Annotated in this window: 15 protein-coding genes; 7 read left to right on the top strand and 8 right to left on the bottom strand. The window is 54.4% G+C overall.

The genetic code is table 11. The features are described 5' to 3' along the window. The first annotated feature begins 3 nt into the window (after positions 1-3). The 3 genes from ruvC (at position 4) to ruvB (ending at position 2,228) form a co-directional block, all read left to right on the top strand. Complete coding sequence (gene ruvC / locus SD961_RS11055; RefSeq protein WP_318790416.1) at positions 4-528, top strand: crossover junction endodeoxyribonuclease RuvC; 525 nt, start codon at positions 4-6, stop codon at positions 526-528. Positions 529-598: 70 nt separating this feature from the next. Then, entirely contained in the window at positions 599-1,216 is a 618-nt protein-coding gene (gene ruvA, locus SD961_RS11050; protein ID WP_318790415.1) for a Holliday junction branch migration protein RuvA, read from the top strand. A gap of 7 nt (positions 1,217-1,223) precedes the next feature. After that, positions 1,224-2,228, top strand: a complete 1,005-nt coding sequence (gene ruvB / locus SD961_RS11045) for a Holliday junction branch migration DNA helicase RuvB (protein ID WP_306205866.1) — start codon at positions 1,224-1,226, stop codon at positions 2,226-2,228. An 831-nt stretch (positions 2,229-3,059) separates the two neighbouring features. On the opposite strand, the gene znuB is transcribed toward ruvB, so the two are convergent. Beyond that, a complete protein-coding gene (gene znuB / locus SD961_RS11040) occupies positions 3,060-3,845 on the bottom strand; it encodes a zinc ABC transporter permease subunit ZnuB (protein WP_318790414.1) in 786 nt (261 codons plus the stop codon). Next, the gene (znuC, locus tag SD961_RS11035; RefSeq protein ID WP_318790413.1) at positions 3,842-4,597 is read right to left on the bottom strand and encodes a zinc ABC transporter ATP-binding protein ZnuC; all 756 of its coding nucleotides are present in this window, start codon (positions 4,595-4,597) and stop codon (positions 3,842-3,844) included. The genes znuB and znuC overlap by 4 nt, the downstream gene beginning before the upstream one ends. A 77-nt stretch (positions 4,598-4,674) precedes the next feature. On the opposite strand from znuC, the gene znuA reads away from it, so the two are divergent. From znuA to lpxM, 3 genes are all read left to right on the top strand, one after another. Continuing rightward, on the top strand, positions 4,675-5,622 hold the full coding sequence (znuA, locus tag SD961_RS11030) for a zinc ABC transporter substrate-binding protein ZnuA (protein WP_318790412.1): 948 nt from the start codon (positions 4,675-4,677) through the stop codon (positions 5,620-5,622). A 13-nt stretch (positions 5,623-5,635) separates the two neighbouring features. Further along, complete coding sequence (mepM, locus tag SD961_RS11025; RefSeq protein WP_318790411.1) at positions 5,636-6,964, top strand: murein DD-endopeptidase MepM; 1,329 nt, start codon at positions 5,636-5,638, stop codon at positions 6,962-6,964. A gap of 132 nt (positions 6,965-7,096) precedes the next feature. Continuing rightward, a complete protein-coding gene (lpxM, locus tag SD961_RS11020; protein WP_318790410.1) occupies positions 7,097-8,068 on the top strand; it encodes a lauroyl-Kdo(2)-lipid IV(A) myristoyltransferase in 972 nt (323 codons plus the stop codon). A gap of 44 nt (positions 8,069-8,112) precedes the next feature. Here lpxM and SD961_RS11015 read toward each other — a convergent pair whose 3' ends face one another. From SD961_RS11015 to SD961_RS10990, 6 genes are all read right to left on the bottom strand, one after another. Next, complete coding sequence (locus SD961_RS11015) at positions 8,113-9,348, bottom strand: MFS transporter (protein ID WP_318790409.1); 1,236 nt, start codon at positions 9,346-9,348, stop codon at positions 8,113-8,115. Between the two features lie 132 nt (positions 9,349-9,480). Next, positions 9,481-11,832 (bottom strand): GNAT family N-acetyltransferase, encoded by a 2,352-nt coding sequence (locus SD961_RS11010; RefSeq protein WP_318790408.1) that lies wholly within the window; start codon positions 11,830-11,832, stop codon positions 9,481-9,483. 1 nt (position 11,833) lies between these two features. Next, positions 11,834-13,123, bottom strand: a complete 1,290-nt coding sequence (locus SD961_RS11005) for a lysine N(6)-hydroxylase/L-ornithine N(5)-oxygenase family protein (protein WP_318790407.1) — start codon at positions 13,121-13,123, stop codon at positions 11,834-11,836. Between the two features lie 6 nt (positions 13,124-13,129). Beyond that, positions 13,130-14,674 carry an aspartate aminotransferase family protein gene (locus SD961_RS11000; protein ID WP_318790406.1) on the bottom strand — a complete coding sequence of 515 codons (1,545 nt, stop codon included), beginning with the start codon at positions 14,672-14,674 and terminating at the stop codon, positions 13,130-13,132. A 407-nt stretch (positions 14,675-15,081) separates the two neighbouring features. Next, positions 15,082-16,524, bottom strand: coding sequence for a pyruvate kinase (gene pyk / locus SD961_RS10995; RefSeq protein WP_306205846.1), 1,443 nt, complete (start codon positions 16,522-16,524; stop codon positions 15,082-15,084). Between the two features lie 93 nt (positions 16,525-16,617). Continuing rightward, the gene (locus SD961_RS10990; protein WP_318790405.1) at positions 16,618-17,499 is read right to left on the bottom strand and encodes a MurR/RpiR family transcriptional regulator; all 882 of its coding nucleotides are present in this window, start codon (positions 17,497-17,499) and stop codon (positions 16,618-16,620) included. A 374-nt stretch (positions 17,500-17,873) separates the two neighbouring features. On the opposite strand from SD961_RS10990, the gene zwf reads away from it, so the two are divergent. Then, positions 17,874-19,349: a glucose-6-phosphate dehydrogenase gene (gene zwf, locus SD961_RS10985; RefSeq protein WP_318790404.1), complete on the top strand. Its 1,476-nt coding sequence runs from the start codon at positions 17,874-17,876 to the stop codon at positions 19,347-19,349. Positions 19,350-19,439: the final 90 nt, after the last annotated feature.

Raw genomic sequence — 19,439 nt, 5'->3', positions numbered from 1 at the left:
GTAATGGCGATCATATTAGGTATCGATCCTGGTTCACGCATCACCGGCTACGGCGTTATCCGTCAGGTTGGCCGCCAGCTGACCTATCTCGGCAGCGGCTGTATCCGCACTAACGTGACCGATCTTCCCTCCCGGCTGAAGCTGATTTACGCTGGCGTCAGTGAAATCATTACCCAGTTTCAGCCGGAGTTTTTCGCCATTGAGCAGGTCTTTATGGCGAAAAATGCCGATTCGGCATTAAAGCTGGGACAGGCGAGGGGCGCGGCCATTGTCGCAGCGGTAAACCAGGATCTGCCGGTATTTGAATATGCGGCGCGTCAGGTAAAACAAACCGTGGTGGGCATCGGCAGCGCAGAAAAAAGCCAGGTGCAGCACATGGTGCGAACCCTGCTGAAACTCTCTGCTAATCCGCAGGCGGATGCGGCCGATGCGCTGGCCATTGCCATCACGCATTGCCACGTCAGTCAGAATGCCAACCGCATGGGGGAAGGGCAGTTAAACCTTGCGCGTGGTCGTCTGCGCTCCTGACAAGCTGGATATTCATCCAGCTTTTTTTATGGTATAAATCCCCCCTCTACTTTTTGTGAAGGAAGCGAATGTGATTGGTCGTCTCAGAGGCCTTATTCTTGAAAAACAGCCTCCGCTGGTGTTACTGGAAGCTAACGGCGTAGGCTACGAAGTGCATATGCCGATGACCTGTTTTTATGAGCTTCCTGACCTGAATCATGAAGCCATTATCTTCACCCAGTTCGTGGTGCGTGAAGATGCGCAGCTGCTGTTTGGTTTTAACAGCAAGCAGGAACGCGCGCTGTTTCGTGAGCTGATTAAAGTCAACGGCGTGGGTCCTAAGCTGGCGCTGGCGATTCTCTCCGGCATGTCTGCCCAGCAGTTTGTCACCGCCGTTGAGCGTGAAGAGATCGCTTCCCTGGTGAAGCTGCCTGGCGTTGGCAAGAAAACGGCCGAACGTCTGGTGGTCGAAATGAAGGATCGCTTCAAGGGCATGCACGGCGACCTGTTTGCGGTTGATACGCCGTTCGCCCTGACCAGTGAAGTGCAGTCTGGGGAGGCAGGAAATGATGCGGAAAGCGAAGCCGTTGCTGCCCTCGTCTCGCTGGGATATAAACCTCAGGAAGCCAGCCGGATGATCAGCAAAGTGGGTCGCCCGGATGCCGACTGTGAAACGCTGATCCGCGAAGCGCTCCGCGCCGCCATTTGAGGTAAGCATGATAGAAGCCGATCGCCTGGTCTCACCAGGCACCATCACGGAAGAAGAGGTCATTGACCGCGCCATTCGCCCTAAGCTCCTGACGGAGTATGTTGGTCAGCCGGTGGTGCGGGAGCAGATGGAGATCTTCATTGAGGCGGCTAAAATGCGCGGAGATGCTCTCGATCACCTGCTGATTTTCGGTCCGCCGGGGCTGGGGAAAACCACGCTCGCTAATATTGTGGCGAATGAGATGGGCGTTAATCTGCGTACCACCTCGGGTCCGGTCCTGGAGAAAGCGGGCGACCTGGCGGCAATGCTGACCAACCTTGAGCCGCACGATGTGCTGTTTATCGATGAGATCCATCGCCTGTCACCGGTGGTGGAAGAGGTGCTCTATCCGGCAATGGAAGATTATCAGCTGGATATCATGATTGGTGAAGGTCCCGCCGCCCGCTCCATTAAACTCGATCTGCCGCCCTTTACGTTGATTGGCGCAACTACCCGCGCCGGCTCGCTAACCTCGCCCCTGCGTGACCGTTTCGGCATCGTGCAGCGTCTGGAGTTTTATCGGGTGGAAGATTTGCAGCACATCGTTTCGCGCAGCGCCGCCTGCCTGGGGCTGCCGTTGAGCGAAGAGGGCGCGCTGGAAATTGCTCGTCGCGCTCGCGGTACGCCGCGTATTGCTAACCGTCTGCTGCGCCGCGTGCGTGACTTCTCTGAAGTTAAAGCCGCCGGGAGCCTGAGTGGCGAGGTCGCCTCGCGGGCGCTGGATATGCTCAGCGTCGACACCGAAGGCTTTGACTACATGGACCGTAAGCTGCTGCTGGCGATCATCGATAAGTTTACCGGCGGACCGGTAGGGCTGGATAACCTGGCAGCGGCTATTGGCGAAGAGCGGGAAACCATTGAAGACGTGCTGGAGCCTTATCTTATTCAGCAGGGCTTTATTCAGCGTACGCCGCGTGGCCGCATGGCTACTAATCATGCCTACAAACACTTTGGCATCGCGCGCGAAGAGTAGCCGTGGTCTGAAAACAGGCTTAACGGCAACGCCAGAAGTGAAGTTAAGGGAGTTATGCTCAGGCTCTCTGAAACATGCTCACCGGCAACGCCAATCGTGAAGTTAAGGGAGTTATGCTCAGGGCCTCTGAAATATGCTCACTGGCAACGACAATCGTGAAGCGAAGAGATTACGCTCAGGCTCTCTGAAATATGCTCACTGGCAACACCAATCGTGAAGCGAAGAGATTACGCTCAGGCTCTCTGAAACAAGCTCACCGGCAACGCCAATAGTGAAGCGAAGAGATTACGCTCAGGCTCTCTGAAACAAGCTCACTGGCAACGCCAATCGTGGAGCGAAGAGATTACGCTCAGGCTCTCTGAAACAAGCTCACCGGCAACGCCAATCGTGAAGCGAAGGGAACGCGGGCTGTGAATAAAGCGTCTCGCGCCATGGACGGCGCGAGCCGAGCTGTCAGGGATGATGCTTTTTGCGTCTTTATGAACAGCCCGCGCTCCCTGAGCCGATCGCTCAACTCCAAGCGGTCAGTACACAAAAATCACCCGCGTTTCCCGAGCCGATCGCTTAACCCCCAGCGGTCAGTACACAAAAATCACCCGCGTTCCCTGAGCCGATCGCTCAACTCCAAGCGGTCAGTACACAAAAATCACCCGCGTTTCCCGAGCCGATCGCTTAACCCCCAGCGGTCAATACACAAAAATCACCCGCGTTCCCTGAGCCGATCGCTCAACTCCCAGCGGTCAGTACACAAAAATCACCCGCTTTTCCCTGAGCCGATCGCTTAACCCCCAGCGGTCAGTACGCAAAACTCCCCTGCAATGCCACCTACATTCAAACCGCCGGGCGCTTCATCATACTCAGCATAAACATCACCGAAGCGCCAAGCACCACGGATGGTCCCGCTGGCGTATCGTACCAGGCTGAAAAGCTCAGGCCAGCCGTTACCGCCAGGATACCGACCAGCACTGCCATTCCCGCCATCTGCTCCGGGGAGCGGGCAAAACGACGGGCGGTAGCGGCGGGAATAATCAACAGCGAGGTGATAATCAGCGCGCCAACAAACTTCATCGCCACGCCAATGGTCAGCGCCGTTACCAGCATCAGAACCAGCTTGGTACGCTGAATATTAACGCCATCAACCTGCGCCAGCTCCGGGCTGATGGTCATCGACAGCAACGAGCGCCAGTTTATCGCCAGCACCACCAGCACAATAGCCACGCCCGCAGCAATGGTATAGAGATCGGCTGGCGTTACCGAAAGCAGGTCGCCAAAGAGATAGGCCATTAAATCCACCCGCACGTTGGACATCAGGCTCACCACAACCAGTCCGAGCGACAACGCACTGTGTGCCAGGATACCCAGCAGTGTATCGATAGCGAGATGCGGCCTGCGTTCCAGCCAGACCAGCAGCAGAGAGAGCAGCAGCGTCACGGTAATCACCGCATAAAATGGGCTGACGTTAAGCAGCAGCCCAAACGCTACGCCCAGCAGGGAGGCGTGGGCAAGGGTATCGCCAAAATAGGACATTCGCCGCCAGACCACGAATGAGCCAAGCGGACCTGCCGCCAATGCCAGTAAAAAGCCAGCAAACCAGCCGGGTAGTAACAGTTCAATCATGACGGACCCTGTCCTCTGCGTAAAACAATACGTCCCTGAAGATCGTGACGATGATTATGGTGATGACGATAAATAGCCAGCTGTTCAGCTCCGCGAGGGCCAAACATGGAGATGAATTCGGGGTGCCTGGAGACGACTTCCGGCGTACCGGAACAGCAGATATGTTGATTCAGGCACAGCACTTCGTCGGTTTTGGCCATTACCAGATGCAGATCGTGAGAAACCATCAGCACCCCGCAGTTAAGCTCGTTACGAAGCTGATCGATCAGGTCGTACAGTGCAACCTGCCCGTTTACATCCACACCCTGCGTTGGCTCATCCAGCACCAGCAACTGCGGCTGATTCAGCAACGCACGGGCCAGCAGCACGCGCTGCATTTCCCCGCCGGATAACTTTTGCAGAGGATAGTTCAACAACTGGGCGGCCTGCACACGCTTCAGCGCGTGCAGCACATCTTCACGCTTTACGCCGCCGCGCAGCAGCATAAACCGCTCAACGGTCAGGGGCAGGGTGGCATCCAGATGGATTTTCTGCGGCACATAGCCAATCTTAAGCTGGGCAGGGCGTACCATTTTTCCCGCATCGGGCTGGATCAAGCCCAGCACCACCCGCACAAGGGTCGATTTCCCGGCGCCATTTGGGCCAAGCAGCGTAAGGATTTTACCGGGCTGCAGCGTCAGCGACACGTCGGAAAGCACACGACGTTGTCCAAAGCTTACGGAAATTTTTTCAAGACTAATCAACGAAGACATAAACATTTCAGCTTGCAGAAGATTTAGAATGTTATAATATCACACTCCATCAACTTCTCACGATGGATCGACGCATTATGTTACATAATAAAAAGCCCCTTTTTACTCTTATTGCCATGCTCGGTTTAAGCGCTTCGCTTGCTGCCCCTGCACACGCTGCCGTTGTCGCCTCCGTTAAGCCTTTGGGATTCATTGCCGCCGCTATCGCGGATGGCGTCACGCCGGTAGAAGTCCTGCTGCCTGATGGCGCTTCGGAACATGACTACGCCCTGCGCCCCTCCGACATCAAACGCTTGCAGGGCGCGGATTTAGTGGTCTGGGTTGGCCCCGAAATGGAAGCCTTTATGCCCAAAGCCGTAGCGCAACTTCCGGCACAAAAATCAGTGGAATTATCCGAATTAGCCACGGTAAAACCCCTGCTGATCCGGGGCGTGGAGGAAGATGAAGAGGATCATGATGAGGCCAGCGCAACCCATAATGAACATCAACATGCTCACCACCACGGTGAGTACAATATGCACTTGTGGATGTCCCCAGAGATAGCAAGGCAATCGGCGGTTGCAATCCACGCAAAATTATTGGAACTTATGCCGCAAAGCAGAGACAAACTAGACGCGAACCTGCAGCATTTTGAAGCAGAATTGGCGACAGCCGATACGCAAATCGGGTCTCAGCTTGCGCCAGTGAAGGGGAAGGGGTATTTCGTTTTTCACGATGCTTACAGCTACTTTGAGAAACACTTCGGTTTGACCCCTACAGGTCATTTTACCGTTAACCCAGAGATCCAACCCGGCGCCCAGCGACTACATCAAATTCGAACAGAGTTGGTTGAGCAGAAGGCCGTATGCGTCTTTGCTGAGCCACAGTTCAGGCCTGCCGTCATAGATGCTGTTGCCAGAGGAACAAAAGTGCGTTCAGGCACGTTGGATCCGCTGGGAATAGATATCACTGTTGCAAAAGATAGCTATGTGAAATTCCTTTCACAGCTGTCGAGCCAGTATGCGAGCTGCCTGAAAGGAGCCTAGAGGAACTTAATAAGTGCAGCAGATTTCCCGCGCTGTCAGCATGGCATTTAACACATTGCCACGAACCCATCGCATCATGTTGGGTTCGCTCACCGTCATCACTCTGGCCGTCTCCGTCTGGCGGCCCTACGTTTACCATCCCGGTGGTGAAACCAATCCCATTGTAAAAAGTATTGAGCTGGATAAAAATCAGCTACGCACCTTGCTGCCAGAAGCCAGTGAACCCATCGATCAGGATACGCCTGCCCCGGAAGACGATCTGCCAAAAGATGAGATAGACACGGATGTGCCGAATGAGATCGGTACTCACGACTATGTGGTTTCATCAGGTGATACGTTAAGCAGCGTACTTAATCAGTATGGCATCGATATGGGTGATATCAATCAGCTGGCCAGGGTGGACAAAGATCTGCGTAACCTGCAGGTAGGTCAGCAGCTGAGCTGGACGCTCACTGACGATGGTCAGTTACAGCGCCTTACATGGGAAGCCTCCCGCCGTGAAACCCGCACCTACGACCGTTCTGGCGACACGTTCAAACCCTCTTCTGAAGTGCAAAAAGGCGAGTGGAAAGATACCGTGCTCTCCGGCACCGTCAACGGCAGCTTCGTGAACAGCGCGAAACAGGCGGGACTGAGCAGTGGCGAAATCAGCGCCGTCATCAAAGCGCTGCAGTGGCAGATGGATTTCCGCAAATTACGCAATGGCGATAAATTTTCCGTACTGATGTCCCGCGAGATGCTGGAAGGTAATAGCGAGCAGAGCCAGCTCTCGGGCGTCCGCCTGCAGTCGGGTGGCAAAGATTACTACGCTATTCGTGCCGAAGACGGCAAGTTCTATGACCGTACCGGTGCAGGTCTGGCGCAGGGCTTTATGCGCTTCCCGACGGTGAAACAGTACCGCGTTTCGTCAAACTTTAATCCACGTCGTCTGAATCCGGTCACCGGGCGCATTGCACCGCACAAAGGGGTGGATTTCGCGCTGCCAGTTGGTACGCCAGTGCTGGCAATCGGCGACGGCGAAGTGATTGTCTCTAAACGCAGCGGCGGCGCAGGCAACTACGTGGCTATTCGCCACGGTCGTCAGTATATGACCCGCTATATGCACATGAAAAAACTGCTGGTAAAACCCGGCGAGAAGGTGAAACGTGGCGAGCGCATTGGCTTGTCGGGCAGCACCGGCCGCTCCACAGGCCCGCATCTGCACTTTGAAATCTGGATCAATAACCAGGCGGTCAATCCTCTGACGGCAAAACTGCCGCGTATGGAAGGATTGAGCGGGAAAGATCGCAGCGCCTATCTGGCTAAAGTCCGTGAAGTGATGCCGCAGTTGCGCTTCAAATAATACGGATGCAGCGTGAAGTTTAAAGCCGACGGGATCTCCCGCCGGCTTTTTCATTTTTAACCAGAGATGATTCGGCATTGCAATCCTGCCCGGCAACACTATCATTAGCCGGTTATTGTCTGAGGCGAGTGCATGGAAACCAGTAAAAAAAGCAACAATGAGTTTATTCCCACCTTTCAGAAGTCTTTCCTGTTACCTAAGTACTGGGGAAACTGGCTGGCGATAGGTGCCTGCGCCGGTCTGGCCTGGGTGCCGGCTGCTATCCGTGACCCGCTGCTGGGCGCGCTGGGGCGCTTTGCCGGAAAGTTTGCCAAAAGCGCCAGAAGGCGCGCGCAGATCAATCTCTTTTACTGTATGCCGGAAGTGCCGGAAGCAGAGCGCGAAAAAATCATCGATGAGATGTTCGCCACTGCGCCACAGTCGATGGTGATGATGGCTGAACTGGCGATGCGCCCTGAGCATACCCGTCCCCGCATTATCTGGCATAACAAGGCGATCATCGACACCATCAGGGAGCAGGGGCAGAACGTCATCTTCCTGGTGCCGCATGGCTGGGCCGTGGATATTCCGGCCATGGTGTTGGCCTCAGAAGGCCAGAAAATGGCGGCGATGTTTCATAACCAGCGCAATCCGCTGATGGACTATATCTGGAATGCTATTCGTCGCCGTTTTGGCGGGCGGATGCATGCCCGTAATGACGGCATCAAGCCCTTTATCAGCTCGGTGCGACAGGGCTACTGGGGTTACTATTTGCCGGATCAGGATCATGGCGCAGAGCACAGCGAATTTGTCGATTTCTTTGCTACCTATAAAGCGACACTGCCCGCCGTGGGGCGCCTGATGAAAGTTTGCCGCGCGCGCGTGGTGCCGCTGTTCCCCGTATATAACAGTAAAACTCACCAGCTTGATGTCTATTTGCGTGAACCGATGGATGATTTGCTGGAAGCGGATGACCAGACGCTGGCACGCCGGATGAATGAAGAGGTGGAAATCCTGGTCCGGCCAAATCCGGAACAGTACACCTGGATCCTGAAACTGCTGAAAACCCGCAAAGAAGGCGATATCGAGCCTTATAAGCGTAAAGATATCTACCGGAAAAAGTAGGCATCCTGAACAGGGGCAGAGAATTCCGCCCCTGATTTCAGAACTTACCGCACGGCGGTTATTGACGTCCTGCGCTTACGTTCCCGCAGGAATGCCCGCACCAGTCCGAACCATACCAGCCCACACGCCAGATTAATCATGCTGAACCAGAAGCTGCCGCCGCTGAAGTAAGCGCTTTTCGCCAGTTCAATGCCCAGCGCAAATACCACAATGCTCACCATACCCAACATTGCGGCCACGCTGCCTTTTCCCGCCTGGCTGGAGAAGAGCGTCAGACGGTAAAGCCCGGCATTCACCAGCCCGGTACCAAAGCCGTAGAGACTCAGCCCGGCAGTGAGCCACAGGTAGCTGTGCGGATTGATGGCGGTGCAGAGCGTGGCCAGCAGCAGTCCTGCCAGAATCGGCCAGGCACCCAGCTTCAGCGGCTGCTCAATCGGCATACGGCCAGAAAGTTTCCCTAACGTCAGATTACCGGCAATCATTGCAATAAATACCGGCAGCTGTAGCAGAGCGTAATCCATGCGGGTCAAACCTTCATCATGGATCAGGATCACCGGCGAGAGGGCCACCCAGGCCAGGCAGGGGATGGTGACCAGTCCGATAGCCAGCGAGCCGCTCATCACCTGACGATCCCGGAACAGGGAGTAATACCCTTTTCCTAACGACTTCAGCGAAAGGGAGGTGGAACGGTCTCCGGACGTTTCAGGCATAGTGCGCCACAGCCCCAACAGCGCTATCGCCGTTACGCCGCCAAACAGCCAGAACATGGTTCGCCATTCACCAACAGAGAGAAACGCGGCGCCTGCCAGCGGGCCGGCAAGCGGAGCCAGCAGCGCGACGTTGGCCATCAGCGCCATGATTTTTACGCTCAGCGATTCATCAAACGCTTCCTGAATGGCGGCATAGCCAACCGCACCGATAAAGCAGAGGCTGATCCCCTGTAAAAAACGCAGCAGGATAAACTGTTCAATGCTCTGCACCCAGTGGGTAGCGAAGCAGGTCAGCATGAAAAAGGCCACGCCAGCCAGCATAACCGGCCGTCTTCCCAGCTTGTCTGAAAGCGGGCCCAGCAGCCATTGCAGCACAATGCCCCCAATCAGATAGGCCGTCAGCGAAGCCGAAACCCATTCCGGGCCAACGTTAAATTCACTGGTGACCAGCAGCATGCCGGGCTGGATCATGTCATGCGCGATATAGGTCGCGAACTCAAACAGCACCAGCGAGAGGGGGAAAATCAGGTGGCGGCGGGTCAGGCTCGACACCGGAACAAATGAGGCCATTCTGGCTCCTTCCAGCAGGAAAAAATAAAAAACGCGGCCGCCTGAGCGACCGCGTCAACATACACCAGTTTTATGCTTAATTGATGAATTATCTGACGCAATGCGGCTCTGCAGCGTCGGACCCGTCAGGGCTTAGCGGTAAGCGGCTATAGGGTTAACCAGCGTACCGGCAAATTTCAGATTTTCTGCCGGATCGGCCAGGTTAATCATCTGCTGATTATTGGCCAGCTGCAGGCGGTTCAGACAGGAGCGGGTAAACTCCGGCGTGAACATATCGTAGCGGGCGAATTTACTCGCCATCTGCGGATGCATCTGCTGATACTCCTTCACGCAGCGGGCGACGGCTTGCCAGAACTTCTCTTCAGGCAACGTGCCGGACTCGTCCAGAATGGCGCTGATAAACCGGAAGATACAGTCGAAGACATCGGTGAATACCGACAGCAGCTTGAGATCTTCCGGCACCTCTACCGCCAGACGCTGCACTTTCTCTGGCAGAACCGCATCCGGGTTCATCACCGCTATCTCTTCACCAATATCCTTCATGTAAGCGCTGACCGGCACATTATTCTCCAGCAGCAGGATCAGGTTCTCGCCGTGCGGCATAAAGACCAAATCATGCTGATAGAAGCAGTGCAGCAGCGGGCTGAGGTAGCAGCTCAGATAGCGCGATATCCACTCTTCTGCAGGCAGACCTGAATCTGCAATCAGCGCCGGAAGCAGCGCGTTCTGATGCTGATCGACGTGCAGGAATGACGCCATCGTCATCAGCCGCTGATTCGCCTGCAGGCTGGCGACCGGATTATCACGCCACAGCGCGGCAAACATTTTTTTGTAGGCGGAGTCTCCGGTAATAGCTTTTTCATAGTAGCGATTGTGGTATCCCACCGCCGCCACTTCCCGCAGGATGCGGAAATCGCAGCGCTGCAGCCACGCATCTTTCGCCACCAGCTCTTCCAGCCACTCGTTTATCGCCGGTGTGGTCGCCATATAATAGGGTGAAAGGCCACGCATAAAGCCCATGTTTAACACCGAGAGCGCAGTTTTAACGTAGCGTTTAGTGGGCTGGCTGCGGTTGAAGAAGGTGCGGATAGACTGCTGCGCCTGATAGCTGTCGTCACCGGTGCCCAGCCAGACAATATCGTGATTGGCAATATCCGGAGCAAATACCGTCAGCAGCTTGTTTTGCCATTGCCACGGGTGCACCGGCATAAACAGGTAGTCATCCGGCGCCAGTTTTTTCTCCAGCAGCTGTTGGTTAAAGCCATCAACTACCGCCTGGCCCAGCTCCTCACGCATCAGCTGGTCATAATCCAGAGTGCTCAGGCTGGAGAAGTGCGCATTGCGCAGGTGAACGGCCACCCAGACCAGATTCACTGGCGCGGCGGCTTCCGGCGCATAGGCCAGATAGTCACGGGCATCAAAACCAATGCGGCCATTGTTTGCCACAAAGCAGGGGTGGCCTTCGGTCATGGCAGCTTCAACCGTCTGGAAATCGGCGCTTACCAACGCGGCGCTATCGGGATTGCCTTTCTGCAGTTTATAAACGCTGCTGCAAAGCGTGCTGGTGATCTCTTCCATGTAGGTCGCCAGCATGCTGGCAGGTATGCCGATCTGCTGGTTGAACTCGACGATGAACTGCAGGGCGTCCAGCGTCAGCACTTGCCCGTTCTCCTGCTTAATCAGCGAAGCGGGATCGATCTCCCAGTGATCCAGCGCCAGACGGCGCGCTTTAAACTGGTAATCAGCTTCACCGCCCGGTACCGCCAGGGAGAAGCGATCGTTACCCAGTGAGGCAGGGGAGATAATTTTTTCGTGGGCAAATTCAGCAATCGCTTTACGGATCAGCAGACGGTTCGCCTGCGCCCAGTTATCGCCAGACAAATGAGAGCCGGAAAGAAGGGGGTTTTGGTTGGTCATGGTTAGCGTTTCCTGCTGTAAGGCTTGTTGATAGTCGTCGCGGTGGCAGAAAGCCAGCCAGGCGGTTTTGTGGCCCATATCGATAGTATGTTGATAGCGGAACCCTGCACGTTTGTTCAGCGGATGGATCTTCTCGTTACGGATATCTGGCTCCACCACCACGCGCAGCACTTCCGGCTGGCTGAACATGTAGTCCATCACCACGCTGAACACCTGCCAGCTGAACTGCCGCACCGGACGGTTCGCTGGCGCAATCAATATGTGCATGCCGTAGTCGCCCGGCTGGGCCGGGTAAAATTTACCCACTTCATCCTCGCTGGCCTGATAAAACTCCATCAGGAAAACGGGTTTATCATCACAGCAGCCAATCATCGCGGCGCGGGGCTCGCGGGCAATCAGGCCGCGATAGAAGGTTGCCACCTGGGCAAGCGTATCGCTCTGCATTCCCCAGAAGCGGGCGTAATCTCGCGTGACCCAGCTGTGGATTAATGAGGTGTCCTCTTCCCGCATCGGGCGGAGGGTAAAACGTCCCGCAGGACGTGAAGCAGTAAAGAGTATATTTGGCATATTAACGTTCCGATTGCGCCGGGAAGGTCTGGAAAGCGATCTGGCGTTCAACAGGATAAACTTCCCTACCTGCCAGCTCGCGCAGTAATACGGAGTTCCGGTAGCAAGCCATACCCAGATCCGGGGTAACAAACCCGTGGGTATGCAGCTCGGCATTCTGCACAAAGACCTTGTTTTCATAGTCGATGCTGTAGTTGCGCTGCACGTCGTAGCGCCCTTTTTCATCCCAGCGCAGGCGTGCGGAGATGCCTTCGATAAACATCGGCGGCCGATAGTGATAGCCGGTTGCCATCACCAGCCCTTCAGTACGACGGGTAAAGTCACGCTCCTGCTCCTGCTGATGCAGCGAAAGCTCAAATTCGCCCGAAGAGAGCCAGCGCATATCCTTCAGCTCTGAATGGGTAAACAGGTTGACGTTCAGCTCGCCATCCAGCTGTTTGACATACATCAGATCGTAGATGTCGTTAATCAGGCTGCTGTTGATGCCTTTATAGAGATTCTTGTGACGGGCGTTAAGCGCGTCGCGTTTGGCTGGCGGCAAATCGTGGAAATAATCGATCCACTCTGGGGAAGTCATCTCCAGCGTCAGCTTGGTATATTCCAGCGGGTAGAAGCGCGGGGCGCGCGTTACCCAGTTCAACTGATACCCGTGGCTGTCGATATCACTCAGCAGATCGTAATAAATTTCCGCAGCGCTCTGGCCGCTGCCCAGCACGGTGATGGAGCTTTTCTGCTGCAATTCGGCTTTATTGACCAGATATTCGCTGGAGTGAGTGAAGCGGTCACGCCAGGGACGGCTGCACTCCGGCATCCAGGCCGCAGGCCCGGTGCCCAGCACCAGGTGACGGGCCAGCCACTCCTGCGCCTGGCCGGTTTGCGTATCGACGGATTTAACGCGATAGCACTGTTGTTGGTCGTCATAGCTGACATATTCCACCCTGGTGTTCCAGCGCAGATTGCTGAGCTGGGCGCAAGCCCACTGGCAGTACTGGTTGTACTCTTTACGCATCAGGAAAAAATCTTCTCTGATATAAAAAGAGTAGAGCTTACCCTTTTGCTTCATGTAGTTGAGCAGGCTATAGGGGCTGGTAGGATCGGCCAGCGTCACCAAATCTGCCATAAAAGGCGTTTGCAGATGGGCGCTCTCCAGCATCATCCCGGTATGCCAGTCGAAGCCTGGATTCTGATCCAGAAATACGCCATTCAGCCCTGCAACAGGTTCACTCAGGCAGGCCAGCCCGAGGTTAAAGGGGCCAATACCGATACCGACAAAATCATAGACAGTAGTCATAAGTCCTCACTGATTAGCTGCATTCAGCGCTGAATGGCGAACCTGTTCCCGACCGTAATGCACGATCAGGGCGATAACATCTTCCAGGTCTGTCGCCGTAGTGGTTGGGTTGAGCAGGGTAAATTTGAGATAATTACGACCACCCACTTTGGTGCCGGCAATCACCGCATTACCGGACCGGAACAGCGCTTTACGAATGTTGGCGTTGATCTCATCCAGAGCGGCATCGCTCATGCCTGGGCGCGGCACGTAGCGGAAGATTTGTGTGGTCAGCTCTGGCGCATGCAGCACCTCAATCGCCGGATGTGCGCTCAGCAGGGTATGGGCGGTCTGGGTCAGATCGATAATCGTATCGAAGGCCTGGCCCAGCGCGGCTGGTCCCATAATGCGCAGCGTCAGCCACATTTTCAGCGCATCAAAGCGGCGCGTGGTCTGGATGCTTTTGTTGACCAGGTTTGGCGTGCCCTCCTGCTGCGCGCTTAACGGATTCAGGTAATCCGCATGATGGGTAACGTGGCTGAGGTGCTTTTTGTCGCGAACAAAGAACGCGCCGCAGCTGACGCTCTGGAAGAAGGATTTATGGTAATCCACGGTAACAGAGTCAGCTTTCTCAATGCCTTTCAGGCGCTGACGATGTTTTTCTGATACCAGCAGGCCGCAGCCATAGGCGGCATCGACGTGCATCCACAGTCCGTAATGCTGACAGAGATGGGAAATAGTCTGTAGCGGATCGATACTGCCAAAATCGGTGGTACCGCTGGTGGCAACGACCGCAATTGGGATCAGGCCCTGCTTATGGCAGCGCTGAATTTCCTGTTCCAGCTTCATGGCGTCCATACGATAGTGGTCATCATAATCCACCGGGATCACTGCATCGTAGCCCAGCCCGAGAATAGCCATCGATTTCTGAATGCTGAAATGGCTGAGCTTCGAGGTAAATACGCGCCATTTACTGGCATCGTGCGGTAAACCTTGCTGTTTGATCAGGTGACCAGGATGGTTAGCGGCACACCAACTATCGCGAGCCAGCAGCATCGCCATCAGATTGGACTGCGTGCCGCCGCTGGTAAAGATGCCGTCAGAGGGCTGGGGCAGGCCAATGCGGCTCAGCGTCCAGTCAATCACCTTTTGCTCAATCAGGGTGCCGCCCGCGCTTTGATCCCAGGTATCCACTGAACTGTTCACCGCCGCCATGATCTGCTCTGCCAGTACAGAGGGGAGCACAACCGGGCAGTTGAGGTGGGCAACATATTTGGGATGGTGGAACCAGACTGCATCGCGCAGATAGAGCTGGCCGAGTTCTTCCAGTGCCGCTTCGCTACTGCCTAATGGAGAGTCGAGGTCAACACTGACGAACTCAGGAGCAAGCTCATGTGGAAGAATTCCGCTGAACGGTTTCTCAACAGCATTGAAGGTTGCGGTCAGCAGGGACAATACCTGCTGCGTCTGCTCATTCAACGCGTCCAGCTGCTGGTCATTGAAAATATATTCCTGATGCCCGGCAGCTTCTGGCTTGCGAGGCAAGGGCTGAGTTTGTGAACGTAAGACCATAGCATTTCCTTAAAAAAGACGTAGTAAGCCCTGCCGCCCTGAAAAAAAGGCAGAGAAGGTTGCCTGACGAGATGGCGTCAGTTCAGCGTTATTAACGTTTAAGTGGGGAGTTAAAATCCCCAATGGCACAACAATCCAGTGGTTTTAGCTGTTCTTAACTAAAATAACTCCAGTTTGTGTGGGTTTGTGGCGTTTTGACGCCGTTTGTAATTGAGGATGAGATTATAAATAGTAATCATTATCATTCAATAGGATTATTGTGACAGAGGTGTTATAAGTGTTGTTAATGTTAAAAATGTGATATGCGTCACATTATGGGATTTTAAGCGTGCAAAAGGGGAGTCGGGAGACTACGGGAAACAGGGGGAAAGTTATTGAGCCTTGCAGCTCAATAACTTGAGACGGGATTACTCTACGCGCAGAACACGGCTGGTATTGGTGGTGCCGGTGGTGCTCATCACGTCACCCTGAGTAACAATGACCAGATCGCCAGACATCAGGAAGCCTTTGTCGCGCAGCAGGTTAATGGCATCGTGTGCGGCAACAACACCATCGTTATTACTGTCAAAGAACACCGGAGTAACGCCACGATAGAGCGCAGTAAGATTCAGGGTGCGCTCATGGCGGGACATAGCGAAAATCGGCAGGCCGGAAGTGATGCGGGAGGTCATCAGCGCAGTGCGGCCCGATTCGGTCATGGTGATAATAGCCGTCACGCCCTGCAGGTGGTTGGCAGCATACATGGCGGACATCGCAATCGCCTCTTCGATGTTATCAAACTGCACATCAAGGCGGTGCTTGGAGACGTTGATACTGGGGATTTTTTCAGCGCCGAGGCACACTTTTGCCATAGCGGTAACGGTTTCAGCGGGGTACTGGCCAGCGGCGGTTTCTGCAGAGAGCATAACGGCGTCGGTACCATCCAGCACGGCGTTCGCTACGTCCATCACTTCTGCACGCGTTGGCATTGGGTTGGTGATCATCGACTCCATCATCTGGGTCGCAGTGATCACCGAGCGGTTAAGCTGACGCGCACGGCGGATCAGCGCCTTCTGAATGCCCACCAGCTCCGGGTCGCCAATTTCCACGCCCAGGTCACCCCTTGCGACCATCACCACGTCGGAGGCAAGGATAATATCATCCATCGCTTCCTGACTGGCTACCGCTTCTGCGCGTTCCACTTTAGAGACAATCTTCGCATCGCAACCTGCATCACGGGCCAGACGGCGGGCATAGTTCAGGTCTTCACCGCAGCGCGGGAAGGAAACAGCAAGATAGTCACAGTTGATTTTGGCGGCGGTAAGAATATCCGCCTTGTCCTTCTCGGTCAGCGCTTCCGCAGAGAGTCCGCCGCCCAGCTTATTGATGCCCTTGTTATTCGACAAAGGCCCGCCGACGGTGACTTCGGTGTAGACTTTCATGCCCTGAACTTCCAACACTTTGAGTTGAACACGCCCATCATCCAGCAGCAGAATGTCGCCCGGCACCACATCCGCAGGCAGCCCTTTATAGTCGATGCCGACTTTATCCTTGTCGCCTTCACCTTTACCCAGGCTGGCATCAAGCAGGAAGCGGTCGCCGATGCTCAGAAATACTTTTCCTTCCTTGAAGGTGGAAACGCGGATCTTTGGACCCTGCAAATCGCCGAGGATAGCTACATGACGGCCCAATTTCGCCGCAATTTCCCGCACTTTATTCGCCCGCAGCAGATGATCTTCCGCAGTGCCATGGGAGAAGTTAAGACGAACAACGTTGGCACCCGCAGCGATGATTTTTTCGAGGTTGTTATCGCGATCGGTAGCTGGCCCAAGGGTGGTGACAATCTTGGTTCTTCTGAGACGTCTTGACATGTATGACTCCATTGACTTTGAAAGGGATGTTGCCGGAGCAACCCCTGAAAAGGTTCACTCATTGTAAGGATAGGGGCCGGGTAGTGCAGCCCTCTAAGAACGGGCCAGCGACGGGAGCGCCACCAGCGGGTCCTCTTTCTCAAATCTCGACTCTTTCAACGCCGCTTTAACCCGCCTGAGGTTATCGCGAAATTTGGGACCACGACGCAGCGTAAAGCCGGTAGCCAGCACGTCTATCAGCGTAAGCTGCGCCAGACGGGAGACCATCGGCATATAGATATCCGTGTCTTCAGGCACGTCGAGCGTCAGGGCCAGCGTGGCTTCACGCGCCAGCGGGGAGTCCGGGGAAGTGATAGCCAGCACGGTGGCATCATTCTCACGTGCAAGCTGCGCCAGCTCAACTAAATTTTTAGTGCGGCCAGTGTGGGAAATCAGCACCACAACATCACCTTCTGTGCTGTTGATGCAGCACATCCGTTGCATCACAATATCATCGGAATAGACCACAGGCACATTGAAGCGAAAAAATTTATTCATCGCATCATGCGCCACGGCAGCGGAAGCGCCCAGCCCGAAAAAGGCGATTTTTTTCGACTGGGTAAGCAGATCTACGGCACGGTTAACGGAAGTGGCATCCAGACGCTGACGAACGCGATCCAGACCGGCCATGGCGGACTCAAAAATTTTGGCTGAGTAAGCCTCTACGCTGTCATGTTCTTCAATGTTGCGGCTGACATAGGGGGTGCCGTTTGCCAGACTTTGCGCCAGCAACAGTTTAAAATCAGGGAAGCCTTTGGTTTGCAGGCGGTGGCAAAAACGGTTGACCGTGGGTTCGCTGACTTCCGCCTCGCGCGCCAGCAGCGCAATGCTGGCATGAATAGCGGTATCCGGCGAGGCGAGAATTACCTCCGCCACTTTTCGCTCGGATTTGCTAAGGTGTTCCAGGTGAGCCTGGATTTTTTCCAGCATATTCATAACGGCTTCCACTCATACATTCTGACGATTTCAATCAAAGGAGAAATCGATGTCAATTTGTAGAGAATATACAGTGCGCTGATGAGCCACGGGCAGAGGCATTACGCGGATCCCCGGCCTTTTTTACCAGACTTTGAGCTGTGTCTGATTTTCACAGATGTAAATACAGTAACAAAAAAGTCGAAAAATTACGCACGAACTGTCTGCTAAACGCGCGGTAAAGTTCAGACAATTACCTACTCTGTGCTGGTGGAGCGCTGTCTGGTTTACGTGGACCCGGCAAACGCAGTACATTGTATTGAAATAAAATTACAAAGAGCCTGACTGCTTACGGATTAATCCGGTCAGGCTTATCCTGCAACGAGGAGAATAAAATGGCGGTTACACAAACGGCTCAGGCATGCGATCTGGTGATTTTCGGTGCCAAAGGCGATCTCGCGCGCCGGAAACTGTTGCCCTCCCTTTATCAGTTAGAAAAAGCCGGCCAGATCCATGAAGAATCCCGCATCATCGGGGTGGGACGTGCCGACTGGGATAAAGCAGCCTATACCAAAGTAGTGCGTGAAGCGCTTGAAACCTTCATGAAGGAGAAAATCGACGAAGCGTTGTGGGACAAGTTAAGCAGTCGTCTCGACTTCTGTAATCTTGACGTGAATGATGTGGCGCATTTCAGCAAATTAGGCAAAATGCTTGACCAGAAAAAACGCGTAACCATTAACTACTTCGCCATGCCGCCGGGAACTTTCGGTGCCATCTGTAAAGGGCTTGGCTCAGCAAAACTGAATGCTCAACCCGCCCGCGTTGTGATGGAAAAACCGCTGGGGACCTCGCTGGATACCTCGCGCGAAATTAACGATCAGGTTGCTGAATTCTTTGAAGAGAACCAGGTTTTCCGTATCGACCACTATCTGGGTAAAGAAACGGTACTGAACCTGCTTGCGTTGCGCTTTGCGAACTCGCTGTTTGCCTCCAACTGGGATAACCGCACTATCGATCATGTGCAGATTACCGTGGCTGAAGAGGTGGGTATTGAAGGGCGCTGGGGCTACTTTGATAAAGCGGGCCAGATGCGCGATATGATCCAGAACCACTTACTGCAGGTTCTGACCTTTATCGCCATGTCTCCCCCTGCGGATCTCTCTGCAGACCGCATCCGTGATGAAAAGGTAAAAGTACTGCGTTCGCTGCGCCGTATCGACCATACCAACGTGCGTGAAAAAACCGTGCGCGGCCAGTACACTGCCGGTTTCGTTCAGGGCAAAAAAGTGCCTGGCTACCTGGAAGAAGAGGATGCTAACAAACAAAGTAGCACCGAAACCTTTGTTTCTATCCGCGTCGACATTGATGACTGGCGCTGGGCTGGCGTACCTTTCTATCTGCGTACCGGTAAGCGTCTGCCAACTAAGTGTTCAGAAGTGGTAGTCTACTTCAAGAACCCGGCGATGAATCTGTTTAAAGAGTCCTGGCAGGAATTACCGCAGAACAAACTCACCATTCGTCTGCAGCCGGATGAAGGTGTGGATATTCAGATCCTGAACAAAGTGCCAGGCCTGGATCACAAACACAACCTGCAAACCACCAAGCTGGATCTGAGCTTCTCTGAAACCTTTAATCAGTCGCACCTGGCAGATGCCTATGAGCGCCTGTTACTGGAAACCATGCGCGGTATTCAGGCCCTGTTTGTGCGCCGTGACGAAGTGGAAGAAGCCTGGAAATGGGTCGACTCCATTATGGATGCCTGGTCTGCCGATAATGAAGCGCCGAAGCCATATCAGGCTGGCACATGGGGGCCGGTTGCCTCCGTTGCCATGATTACCCGCGATGGCCGTTCCTGGAACGAGTTTGAGTAATACCTCAGGGCGACTCTGAGCTGTTACCGTTATTACTCTTCTTAAAAGCCCTGCCGCTCTGGCAGGGTTTTTTTTTGCATAGCCTGAGAG

Source organism: Erwinia sp. MMLR14_017, assembly GCF_033657285.1.
In the GTDB taxonomy this organism is placed as follows: domain Bacteria; phylum Pseudomonadota; class Gammaproteobacteria; order Enterobacterales; family Enterobacteriaceae; genus Erwinia.
The sequence above is the reverse complement of the archived record's forward strand: the minus strand, read 5'-3'. Positions and strand labels throughout refer to the sequence as shown.